We start from the raw sequence: 11,254 nt of genomic DNA on the forward strand, positions 1-11,254 counted from the left end.
ACAAGCAAGATGCAAGACCTACCCCTCGCCGCGAGCCAGGCGGTTCCGCCGCCAGAACGCGCCGGCAAAGAGAGCTTCATGGCCAAGACCTGGGATCGCTGGGGCATGCTGGTGGTGTTCCTGGCGCTGTTCATTGCCTGCAGCGTGTTCGTTCCCAACTTTCTGACCGCCATCAATATGCGGGGCCTGGCCCTGGCCGTCTCGCTGGCGGGCATGGTGGGCTGCGGCATGCTGTTCTGCCTGGCCTCGGGCGATTTTGACCTGTCGGTCGCCTCCATCGTGGCCTGCTCCGGCGTGGCCTGCGCGACGGTGATCAACCTGTCCGAGAGCGTCGGCCTCGGGGTGCTGGCGGGCCTGGGCATCGGCGCGGTGTTTGGTCTGCTCAACGGCTTCGTGGTGGCCAGGCTCAAGATCAATGCCCTGATCACCACGCTGGCCAGCATGCAGATCGCCCGGGGGCTTGCCTACATCATCGCCGACGGCAAGGCGGTGGGCATCTCCGAGGAAAGCTTCTTCAGCATCGGCAACTCCGATTGGCTCGGTATCCCCACGCCAGTCTGGATCACCATCGCCAGCTTTGTCGTTTTCGGTTTCCTGATGAGCAAGACGGTATTCGGCCGCAATACGCTGGCCATCGGCGGCAACGAGGAGGCCGCTCGTCTGGCTGGCGTCAATGTGGTCCGGACCAAGATCATCATCTTCACCCTGACCGGGCTGATCGCGGCGCTGGCGGGCGTGGTGCTGGCCTCGCGCATGACCTCGGGCCAGCCGATGACCTCCATCGGCTTCGAGCTGACCGTCATCTCGTCCTGCGTGCTGGGTGGCGTATCGCTCAAGGGAGGGGTAGGGCGCATCTCTTACGTGATCGCCGGCGTACTGATCCTGGGGACGGTCGAGAATGCCATGAACCTGCTCAATATCTCGCCGTTCGCCCAGTATGTGGTGCGAGGCCTCATCCTCCTGGTGGCGGTGATCTTCGACCGCTACAAGCAGCAGAGCCGGCACTGACCATGACCGATACCCTGAGCCGGCCTTTGCTGGAAACCTGCGGCATCAGCAAATCCTTTCCTGGCGTACGGGCCTTGCATCAGGTCGACTTCCGGCTGTTCGCCGGCGAGATCCACGTGGTGATGGGGCAGAACGGTGCTGGCAAATCGACCCTGATCAAGGTACTGACGGGGGTGTATACGCCGGACAGTGGCGAGGTACGGCTCAACGATACCGTCATCAGTCCGCGTACGCCGAAGGACGCCCAGGCGCTGGGTATCAGTACCGTCTACCAGGAGGTCAACCTCTGCCCCAACCTGTCGGTGGCCGAGAATATCTTCATCGGCCGCTTGCCGCGCCGTTGGGGCCGGGTCGACTGGGACACAGTGCATCGCCGGGCGGAAAAGGAACTGGCCGACCTCAATCTGCATATCGATGTCAGTAAGCCGCTGGCCGACTATCCGGTGGCGGTGCAGCAGATGGTGGCCATCGCCCGCGCCATGGCCCGCGATGCCCATATCCTGATTCTGGATGAGCCTACCTCCAGCCTCGATGCCAGCGAGGTCCAGCAGTTGTTCGATGCCATGCAATGCCTGAAGGCACGTGGTGTCGCTATCCTGTTCGTGACCCATTTCCTGGATCAGGTCTACGCCGTGGCGGACCGGATCACGGTGCTGCGCAACGGGGAACGGGTCGGCGAATACCCGGTGGCTGCGCTGGGGCGGCGAGAGCTGGTCAGCAAGATGGTCGGGCGGGAGATCGCCGAGCAGAGCATGGCATCGGCACGGGAAGCCCTCGCTGGCAAGCCACGGGGGGAAGCCTATCTGAGTGCCCGTGGCCTGGGTCGGCATGGTTCGGTCCGTCCGCTGGACCTCGACCTGCATGCCGGCGAAGTACTGGGCTTGTCCGGTCTGCTCGGTTCGGGTCGGACCGAGACAGCGCGGCTGCTGTTCGGGGTAGATAGCCCCGACTGTGGCGAGCTGTCCCTGGGCAAGGGCGCAGCGCGCTTTCGCTCACCGCGCGATGCCGTACGCAGCGGCATCGGCTTTTGTCCCGAGGACAGAAAGACTGAAGGCATCGTGGCGGAATTGTCGATACGCGAAAACATGGTACTGGCGCTACAGGCCAAGCGTGGCCTGTTCCGCTTCATTCCACCGCGCAAGCAGACAGTGCTGGCGCAACGCTATATCGAGCAGCTGGGGATCAGGACGCCGGATACCGAAAAACCGATCGGACAACTGTCGGGCGGTAACCAGCAGAAGGCATTGCTCGCCCGCTGGCTGGCGACGGACCCCGGCATGCTGATACTCGATGAACCGACGCGTGGCATCGATGTGGCCGCCAAGCAGGAAATCATGCAGCAGGTCATGCAGCTCTGCGACAAGGGCTTGGCGATCCTGTTCATCTCGTCCGAGACCGAAGAGGTCGTCCGGGTCAGTCATCGTGTCGCCGTGCTGCGCGACCGCGCCAAGGCAGGTGAGCTCACCGGTGACGATATCAGCGAGCAGTCGGTCCTGCGCATCATCGTGGGAGGTGAAGCATGAGTATCGAATGGCGAGACAAGCTGGCCGGGCTGGGGCGGCATCCGCTGTGCTGGCCGTTGGTCACCCTGTTTGCCCTGTTGCTGCTGAACTGGCTGTTCAATGCCCAGTTCCTGCACCTGGAAACCAGGAACGGGCGTCTTTACGGCAGCCTGGTCGACATACTCAATCGTGCCGCGCCGTTGATGCTGGTGGCCCTGGGCATGACGCTGGTGATCGCGACACGCGGGATCGATATCTCGGTGGGAGCCACCGTGGCCATCTCCGGTGCGGTCGCCGCCATGCTGATCGGCGGCACGCTGGTGATACAGGATGGCCAGCCGGTCTACGTGACCAAGGTACCCATGCTGCTGGCGCTGCTGGCCGCCGTCGGTGCGGGCCTGCTGTGCGGCCTGTGGAACGGCCTGCTGGTCGCTGGCGTAGGCATGCAGCCCATCATCGCCACCTTGATTCTCATGGTGGCAGGGCGCGGCGTGGCGCAACTGCTGAGCAATGGCCAGATCATCACCATCTACTACCCGCCGTTCTTCTTTGTCGGTAATGGCTACCTGTTCGGCTTGCCGTTCTCGCTCTACATCGTTGCCGCCGTATTTGCCCTGCTGATGTGGCTGACCCGCAGGACCGCCCTGGGGCTGTTCATCCAGGCCGTGGGCCTCAATCCCGTCGCCGCCCGTTTCGCCGGCCTGAACGCCAAGGGCATTCTGGTCTGCGTCTATGGTTTCTGCGGCCTGGTCGCCGGGGTGGCCGGCTTGATCGTCTGTTCTAACGTCAAGAGTGCCGATGGCAACAACGCCGGGCTCTTGCTGGAGCTGGATGCCATCCTGGCCGTCACGCTGGGCGGGACCTCGCTGGCCGGCGGGCGGTTCAGCCTGGTCGGCAGCCTGATCGGCGCCCTGATCATCCAGACCCTCACCTATGCGATCTATTCCACCGGAGTACCCCCGGAAGTGAACCTGGTCATCAAGGCAGCCGTGGTATTTGCGGTCTGCCTGCTGCAATCGGAAACCTTGCGTAGCTGGGTATTTCAACCGCGCTTGAAGGGGGAGCAAGCATGACGCGCAAGCTCAATGCCCGTACCGTGCCCCTGCTGGTCACGATCGTGCTGTTCATCCTGATGTTTGCCGCCGGTTCCTGGCAGTACGAGGGCTTCTTCGCCCTGCAGGTCCTGCTCAACCTGTTCATCGACAATGCCTTCCTGATCGTCGTCGGCGTAGGCATGACCTTCGTCATCCTCTCTGGCGGGATCGACCTCTCGGTCGGCGCGGTCATCGCCTTGACGACCATGGTATCGGCCGCCCTGATCGAACATCATCAATGGAGCATCTGGGCGGTGGTGCCGCTGGTGCTGCTCATGGGGTCGGCATTCGGTCTCCTGATGGGAGTCATGATCCAGGTATTCCGCCTGCAACCCTTCATCGTCACGCTGGGCGGCATGTTCCTCGCCCGCGGTCTTTGCTATCTCATCAGCATCGACGCCATCACCATCACCGAGCCGGGCTACGCGGCCATCTCGCAGCATCACCTGCTGGTCTGGGGCGAAAACTTCATCTCCTGGAATGTCGTGATCGCGCTCGCGGTGGTGGCTGCCGCCATCTATCTCGCGCACTACAGCGCCTTCGGCCGCCATGTCTATGCCATCGGCGGCAACGAGCGCTCGGCTGTGCTGATGGGCCTACCGGTCGCCCGGACCAAGATACTGGTCTACACCCTGAGTGGTTTTTGCTCCGCCTTGTCCGGCATCGTGTTCAGCTTCTACATGCTGTCCGGTTATGGCCTGCATGCGCAGGGCATGGAGCTCGATGCCATCGCCGCGGTCGTGATCGGCGGAACCTTGCTGACCGGGGGCGTGGGCTATGTGTTCGGTACGGTATTCGGTGTGCTGATCCTGGGCATCATCCAGACCCTGATCATGTTCGACGGCACCCTCAGTTCCTGGTGGACCAAGATCGCGATTGGCCTCCTGCTGTGTGGCTTCTGCCTGCTGCAGCGGCTGCTGGAGCCGCGTGCCGGCCAGGGGGCGTCGCGCTGGCGAGGCCTCCGGCGCAAGAAGAAGATCAAGCCGCCGGTGGCGCCGGCCAACGGCAAATACGTGGGAGTGGACGGATGAATGGCGTGGCATCCGGCCAGGTCATGCCGGCGTCCGACAGCCAGTTTGCACCTGGTGGCAGCACGCAGCGACCCGCCGCCATTGCGATCGATTGGGGGAGTACCCATCGACGCGCCTATGCGTTTGACCCGGCAGGCCAGTTGCTCTGCCGGCACGCCGACGCGCAGGGCGTCCTGGCGGTCCGGACGGATTTTGAGCAGTCGCTGGTGCAGCTATTGGACCTCCTGGGTGCCGGACCACAGTGCCAGGTACTGCTGTCGGGCATGATAGGCAGCCGGGCTGGCTGGGTGGAGGCACCCTACTTGCCGACTCCGGTGGACATGCATCGCCTGAGCAGCCTGTTGCTCCCGGTGCCCTGCGCGCGCGCCAGGGTGCAGATCGTGCCGGGCGTGTGCGACGACGCAGGGCCGGACGTCATGCGCGGGGAGGAGACCCAGCTGCTCGGTGCCTGGCTGGCGGAGGCTGCCGATGGCCTCTACCTGCTGCCCGGTACGCATAGCAAGTGGGTGCTGGTGCAAGCTGGGCAGGTACACCGGCTGCATACCTTCATGACCGGCGAGCTCTTCGCCAGCCTGCGGCAGCATGGCACGCTGGCCGCCATTCTCGGGCAACGTGCGGACATCTGGCCGGCCTTCGATGCCGGGCTTGCCGATGCTGCCCTGCAAGGGGCTGCCAGCCGTCTGTTGTTCGGCATACGGGCGGCCGTCCTGAGGCAGCGCTACGACGCGGATGAAGCGCTGTCCTATCTTTCCGGCTTGCTGATCGGCATGGAATGGGCCGACCCGCTGGTCCAGACAATGACCGTCGACCAGCCCTTGCGTCTGATTGGCGATCCCGCGCTGGCCGCCTTGTATCGCCGCGCAGCGGCGTACTGGCAGCTGCCGCTGAACTGCCTGGACCCGGACGCGGCCTATATCGCTGCCGCACGCAAGCTGTTGCAACTCACGGAGCACGCATGAGCAGTGAATTCATCCTACCTGCCACCCCCCTGGTAGCCATCCTGCGTGGGCTGACCCCCGAGCGGGCACTGACGGTCGGGCAGGCTCTGTACCTCGCCGGTTTTCGCCTGCTGGAAGTACCGCTCAACCGCCCCGGCGCCCTTGCCGCGATGGCGGAACTGGTCCGCCATCTTCCCGGTGATGCCTTGATCGGTGCGGGCACGGTGCTCGAGGAAGATCAGGTGGTGGCCGTCGCCCAGGCAGGCGGCAAGCTGATCATCTCGCCGGACTGCAACCCGACGGTCATCGCAAAAAGCCGGGCGCTGGGCCTGTTTTCCATCCCCGGCGCGGCGACGCCGACCGAGGCCTTCACCGCCCGGCGAGCCGGTGCCCATGCCATCAAGGCCTTCCCTGCCGAGGCGATCCCGCCGGAGAGCATCAAGGCCTGGCGGACCGTACTGCCGATCGACCTGCCCATCCTGCCGGTCGGCGGCATCACCCCGGACCGGCTCAAGGCCTACCGCCTGGCCGGGGCCGATGGTTTTGGCCTGGGCGGTGCCCTGTTCCAGCCGGATATGGCACTGGATGAACTGGCCGAGCGGGCGAGGGTCTTTGTAGAGGCCTGGCGGAACCTGCTCCGTTAGGCCTTCCGCAAATCACTGCACGACAGGATACGAGCAAGATGGGACAAGACATGCAAGCACGACGATTTGGCCATACCGGCCGTTCCGTATCGGCCATCGGCTTTGGCGCCTGGGCGATCGGTGGCAGCTGGGGTGAGGTATCGGAGACCGATGCCGAGGCCGCCTTGCACGCGGCGCTGGACGAAGGCATGACCTTCATCGATACCGCAGACGTCTATGGTGACGGACGATCCGAGCGCCTGATCGGGCGCGTGCTCAAGGCGCGCGGCGACGAGGGCATAATGGTGGCCACCAAGGCGGGGCGCAAGATCAGCCCGCATATCTCGGCAGGCTATACGCCGGCAGCGATCGAGCGCTATGTCGACGATTCCCTGCGTAACCTGGCGGTCGACACACTCGACCTGTTGCAGCTGCATTGCCCGCCCACCGAGGTCTACTACCGCCCCGAGCTGTTCGGCGCACTGGATGCATTGGTCCAGAAGGGTAAGCTCAAGGCATATGGTGTCTCGGTCGAGAAGGTCGAAGAAGCGCTCAAAGCACTGGAATACCCGATCAGCAGCGTACAGATCATCTTCAATTTGTTCCGGCAGCGGCCTGTCGAGCACTTCTTCGCCAGGGCCCGGCAACAGGACGTCGCCATCATCGCTCGCGTACCACTGGCCAGCGGCCTGCTGACGGGCAAGCTGACGACCAGCAGCACCTTTGCCGCCGATGACCACCGGCAGTTCAATCGCCATGGTGAGGCATTCGACGTCGGTGAGACATTCTCGGGGGTGCCGTTCGAGGTGGGCCTGGAGGCGGTCGAGGCATTGCGGCGGGTGACCGGGGATGTACCGCTGGCCCAGTTTGCATTGCGCTGGATATTGATGTTCGAGGCGGTTACCGTGGCGATTCCCGGCGCCAGGAACGCCCAGCAGGCTGCCGGTAATGCGGCGGCGGGCAGGCTACCTGCGCTTTCGGCGGACCAGATGGAAGAAGCAAAGCGGATCTACGAGTACTGGATCAAGCCCCACGTCCACCAGCGCTGGTGAGCGCGGCCTACCAAGGCCCGGATAAATGGCCAGCGGGGAAGGGATAGGTATGCCTATCCCTTCCCCGCCAGGCAGGACGCCGCTGGCGTCATCCCTTAGCCCTGCTTGGGGCGGTTGGGTTGGTTGGACGGATTGCTGTCCACGCGGCTACCTTCACCACGGCTTTCCCGGTCGCCGCTAGGCTTGTTGCTGGCGGTGGTATTACCGCCGATCTTGTTGTGATTGGCACTCTGGCGGTCTTCAAATCCCCCTTCGGTATTCTTGCGGCCAGCATCGGGCTGCTGGTTCGAGCCCGGTGTTGCCGTGCTCTTTTCGATGCCTTGCTGATTTTGCGGACGCGCTGCGTCATCACGTTGATTGCTACTGGCCGTCGAGGCTTGGTCCCGCTTGTTGGAATCGGCCTGGTTGTTGGGGTTGTTCGTTGGCATGTTGCTTCCTTTCCGGTTGTGCAGTTCGCATATGAAGCAAGCTGACGGTGGATTGCTCCCTCGTGGCAATGCGAACAGGTTGGGTCAGCCCTGTGAGTAAGGGCAACGCGCATGCCCGCAGGCGGATGACAAGGCGGTCTTTTCTCTTAAGCTGCTGTTATTGTTTGGTTTTTTTGTTTTTCCAGTGATGGCGTCATGATGCGCAGGGCAATCGCGGCGCCCGGTAAGCCCTGCTGTGCTTGCGTGTAAGCTTTACCTGCCGACAAATCCGGTCGTGTCGTCCCGGCCAGCGAGTGCGCTGGCATGCCGTTTGCGTTTGCTGTGGTATCGATCCATAGCCGGGGCAAGCTCATGACCACCATTGCATGGGATGGAAAAACCGTCGCCGCCGATACGCAGGCCAACAATAGTGGCCTGCGCTCGCGCACCAAGAAGCTGTTCCGCCTCTCGGACGGGCGTACCTACGGTTTTACCGGCGAAATACAGGATGGCCGGGTGGTCTATAGCTGGCTCGATAGCGGGCAACCCGAGCCCAAGCCCGTTGTTTCATCCGGCTTCGTGGCGCTGCTGATCTGCCCGGACGGCCACGCCTACACCATGGAGGACAAGCTGGTGCTGCTTCCCGTACTGGAGCCGTTCCGGGCGATCGGGTCGGGCCGCAATTTCGCGATGGGGGCGCTGGCCGTCGGGGCAGATGCGGTACGCGCGGTCGCGGCGGCAATCTCGCTCGATGTGTATTCCGGTGGCGAGATCGAAACCCTGACCGTCGTACAGACGGGGCGCGAGTCCGCAGCGGGCTGACGCTTCCTTGTAGGAAAATGCCTACAAATGGTTGCGCCTGATGCCTACAGCAGAATCGGGCGTGCACAAATTGCCGCATCACCGTGCAAGAACAACAATGCAGCCATAGCAACTATCGGCCCGCCATCATTCCAACTATGGGCCGATCAAAAAGGAGCTTGGCCATGTTCGAAGAAACTTTCCGCCACGAGTCGACCGACCCCGCCATTTCCACCGTGTTGTCCTTTGCACGCCCCGCAGGCAACAAGCGCCGGGTCAACCAGTCACCTTGCCTCTCTGTGGATTGTGCCGACAAGTTCGGCCAGTTGTATGGCGCGTCCGATGCCATGCGCCAAGTCTTCAAGCTGATCGAGCGTGTCGCCCCTACCGACGCGAGCGTGATGGTGGTGGGTGAGAGTGGTTGCGGTAAGGAACTGGTCGCCCAGACCTTGCACGAAAAGAGTCTGCGCGCCGAGTTTCCCTTCGTGGCGCTGAACTGCGGTGCGCTGCCGGCAAACCTGATCGAGGCGGAGCTGTTTGGCTACGAGAAGGGTGCCTTCACCGGAGCCGCCAAGACCCACCAGGGTTTCTTCGAGCGCGCCGAGGGCGGGACCCTGTTCCTCGATGAAATCACCGAGATGCCGCTGGAAATGCAGGTCCGCCTGTTGCGCGTGCTCGAAACCGGCACCTTTACCCGTGTGGGTGGGGATCATGAAATCAGCTGCAATGTACGCGTGGTCGCCGCGACCAACCGCGAACCCATGCAGGCTGTCCAGGAAGGCCATCTGCGCGAGGACGTACTGTATCGCCTCGCCGTGTTCCCGATCGAACTCCCGCCGCTGCGCGAGCGGGGCGGTGATGTCATGTTGCTGGCCCGCCTGTTCCTGGACGGCCTGAATCAGCAATATGGCACCGACAAGCAGTTTGCCGAGGATATCGATCAGCGCCTCCGCGATTACGACTGGCCAGGCAATGTGCGCGAGCTGAAGAACTGCGTGCAACGCGCCTACATCATGGCCGAACAGGAAGTCACGCTCGACACCATCAACCCGCTCAAGCCGGCTGCACGCACCGCCAGCAAGAGCGCCCTGGCCTTCGAGGTAGGGGTGTCCATCGAGGAAGTGGAGCGGCAGGTGATCTTCGCCACGCTGGATCGTTTTCAGGGTAACAAGCGCCGTTCGGCCGAGGTGCTGGGCGTCAGCCTGAAGACGCTCTACAACCGCCTGAACGAGTATGCCAGCCGCGGTCTGCTTGACGCCGAAGTGGCCCTGGCCGCTTAGCACTTCTCACCCTCGTCACGACCGGTTTGGTCGTGACGAGGGCTTGTCCTCCAACAGCCTGCCCGGTTCGATGAGCAAGCTGTTCCAGCACGGGAAGCGATAAGCATGCAGACCCTACGTTATCTGCTTCAGCACAATGGTTGGGAGTCTTTCCTCGCGGCAGCCTGCGTGATGGTCGCCTGCCTGGCCGCCTTGCTGTTGCTCAAGCGTGTGGTGCTTCGCCGGGTCAAGGTCTGGACAGCACGTACCAGTACCCGGCTCGATGACCTGCTGGTCGATATCGTCGCCGCTACCCACACGCTGGTACTGGTCGTGGTTGCCGTCCATCTTGGTGCTAATCAGCTGGAACTGAACCCGGCGCTCGATACGCTGATGGACCGGCTGCTGATGGTGGCCCTGATGGTACAAGGCGGCCTGTGGCTGACCCATGCACTGCTGGGCTGGCTGCGCTACAAGGCGCAGGCCGGTGCTGATCGCAACGACCAGGCAATGCAGACCCACCTCGCCCTGGCCGGCTTTGTCCTGCGCCTGCTCGTCTGGGTGGTCGTGGTGCTGTCCATCCTCGCCAATATGGGCTTCAACATCAGCGCCCTGATCGCTTCGCTCGGCATTGGCGGTGTGGCGGTCGCACTGGCCGTGCAGAACATCCTCGGTGACCTGTTCGCCTCCATGTCCATCGCGCTCGACAAGCCTTTCGTCGCGGGGGACGCCATCGTCGTGGACAACATCTCGGGCACGGTCAAGCACGTCGGCCTCAAGACCACGCGGGTCCAGTCCGATTCCGGGGAGGAGGTGGTGTTCGCCAATGCCGATCTCCTCAAGAGCCGTATCCGCAACTACAAGCGCATGGATGAACGTCGCGCGCTGTTCAGTTTTGGCGTGGCATACGGCACGCCAGTGGAAAAACTGCGTCGGCTACCGGCTCTGCTCGAGGACATCATCGATTCGCAGCCAGAGACCCGTTTCGACCGCGCGCATCTGCAGGCGCTCAAGCCGGGCAGTATCGACTTTGAAGTCGTCTATTACATGCTCAAGCCCGCCTACAAGCTGTTTGTGGCGGCACAGGAAGGCATCAATCTCGCCTTGCTCGAACGGCTGGACACGGAGGGGATACAGCTGGCCACCCCGGGGCAGACCTTGCATGTGGCGACGGTGCTGGTGCCGGGTGATGCCGCCAACCAACTGGAAAAACTCGCAACGGTGATCGATAGCCGGCTGGATGCCACCGAGCAGGTGGCCAAGGTTTGAAGGAATCAACAATCGGGGAGGCCGGCTGCACGCGCCATCCTCTCCTGACAACAAGAGTGGAGGTTTGCCATGTTTGCCCTACAACGAAACAAGGACGCCATCGACGCGGTGGAGATCGAAGTAGAGGGTCACGAATGTCTGGGCATGGAAGCCTGGATCACCCTGCCGGACATGGCGGATGCATCAAGCCTGGATGGCGCAGGCGGTGATGCCGCAGACGACAAGGCCGGTTGAGCGGCCAGACGAGTAGAACGGTGGTTGGCCTGAAGG

At 63.1% G+C, this 11,254-nt stretch carries 13 protein-coding genes; 11 read left to right on the forward strand and 2 right to left on the reverse strand.

Translation table 11 applies throughout. From position 1 onward, the window contains the following. Positions 1 to 9 precede the first annotated feature (9 nt). Genes araH through ACYVHK_RS04710 form a run of 7 tightly spaced genes read left to right on the forward strand, consistent with a single transcriptional unit; the run spans position 10 to position 7,248 of the window. Positions 10 to 1,008 (forward strand): L-arabinose ABC transporter permease AraH, encoded by a 999-nt coding sequence (araH, locus tag ACYVHK_RS04680; RefSeq protein WP_460528105.1) that lies wholly within the window; start codon positions 10 to 12, stop codon positions 1,006 to 1,008. Between the two features lie 2 nt (positions 1,009 to 1,010). Next, positions 1,011 to 2,531, forward strand: coding sequence for a sugar ABC transporter ATP-binding protein (locus tag ACYVHK_RS04685; protein WP_460528107.1), 1,521 nt, complete (start codon positions 1,011 to 1,013; stop codon positions 2,529 to 2,531). Next, positions 2,528 to 3,583 (forward strand): ABC transporter permease, encoded by a 1,056-nt coding sequence (locus ACYVHK_RS04690; protein WP_460528109.1) that lies wholly within the window; start codon positions 2,528 to 2,530, stop codon positions 3,581 to 3,583. Before ACYVHK_RS04685 ends, ACYVHK_RS04690 begins: the two co-directional genes overlap by 4 nt. Beyond that, positions 3,580 to 4,635 (forward strand): sugar ABC transporter permease, encoded by a 1,056-nt coding sequence (yjfF, locus tag ACYVHK_RS04695; RefSeq protein WP_460528111.1) that lies wholly within the window; start codon positions 3,580 to 3,582, stop codon positions 4,633 to 4,635. Before ACYVHK_RS04690 ends, yjfF begins: the two co-directional genes overlap by 4 nt. Then, positions 4,632 to 5,594, forward strand: coding sequence for a 2-dehydro-3-deoxygalactonokinase (locus ACYVHK_RS04700; protein ID WP_460528113.1), 963 nt, complete (start codon positions 4,632 to 4,634; stop codon positions 5,592 to 5,594). Before yjfF ends, ACYVHK_RS04700 begins: the two co-directional genes overlap by 4 nt. Further along, entirely contained in the window at positions 5,591 to 6,217 is a 627-nt protein-coding gene (locus tag ACYVHK_RS04705; protein ID WP_460528115.1) for a beta/alpha barrel domain-containing protein, read from the forward strand. Before ACYVHK_RS04700 ends, ACYVHK_RS04705 begins: the two co-directional genes overlap by 4 nt. 50 nt (positions 6,218 to 6,267) lie before the next feature. Beyond that, positions 6,268 to 7,248 (forward strand): aldo/keto reductase, encoded by a 981-nt coding sequence (locus ACYVHK_RS04710; protein WP_460528117.1) that lies wholly within the window; start codon positions 6,268 to 6,270, stop codon positions 7,246 to 7,248. A gap of 95 nt (positions 7,249 to 7,343) precedes the next feature. On the opposite strand, the gene ACYVHK_RS04715 is transcribed toward ACYVHK_RS04710, so the two are convergent. Both ACYVHK_RS04715 and ACYVHK_RS04720 read right to left on the reverse strand, forming a co-directional pair. Next, the gene (locus ACYVHK_RS04715; protein ID WP_460528120.1) at positions 7,344 to 7,676 is read right to left on the reverse strand and encodes a hypothetical protein; all 333 of its coding nucleotides are present in this window, start codon (positions 7,674 to 7,676) and stop codon (positions 7,344 to 7,346) included. 146 nt (positions 7,677 to 7,822) lie between these two features. Beyond that, entirely contained in the window at positions 7,823 to 8,029 is a 207-nt protein-coding gene (locus ACYVHK_RS04720; protein WP_460528122.1) for a hypothetical protein, read from the reverse strand. Here ACYVHK_RS04720 and ACYVHK_RS04725 point away from each other — a divergent pair. From ACYVHK_RS04725 to ACYVHK_RS04740, 4 genes are all read left to right on the forward strand, one after another. Further along, positions 8,028 to 8,477 carry a hypothetical protein gene (locus ACYVHK_RS04725; RefSeq protein WP_460528124.1) on the forward strand — a complete coding sequence of 150 codons (450 nt, stop codon included), beginning with the start codon at positions 8,028 to 8,030 and terminating at the stop codon, positions 8,475 to 8,477. The genes ACYVHK_RS04720 and ACYVHK_RS04725 overlap by 2 nt on opposite strands. A 164-nt stretch (positions 8,478 to 8,641) precedes the next feature. Further along, on the forward strand, positions 8,642 to 9,736 hold the full coding sequence (locus tag ACYVHK_RS04730) for a sigma-54 interaction domain-containing protein (RefSeq protein WP_460528126.1): 1,095 nt from the start codon (positions 8,642 to 8,644) through the stop codon (positions 9,734 to 9,736). 105 nt (positions 9,737 to 9,841) lie between these two features. Continuing rightward, positions 9,842 to 10,984: a mechanosensitive ion channel family protein gene (locus ACYVHK_RS04735; protein WP_460528128.1), complete on the forward strand. Its 1,143-nt coding sequence runs from the start codon at positions 9,842 to 9,844 to the stop codon at positions 10,982 to 10,984. 69 nt (positions 10,985 to 11,053) lie between these two features. Next, positions 11,054 to 11,218 (forward strand): hypothetical protein, encoded by a 165-nt coding sequence (locus tag ACYVHK_RS04740; RefSeq protein ID WP_460528130.1) that lies wholly within the window; start codon positions 11,054 to 11,056, stop codon positions 11,216 to 11,218. The last annotated feature ends 36 nt before the right edge of the window (positions 11,219 to 11,254 follow it).

The organism is Chitinimonas naiadis, from assembly GCF_054780835.1.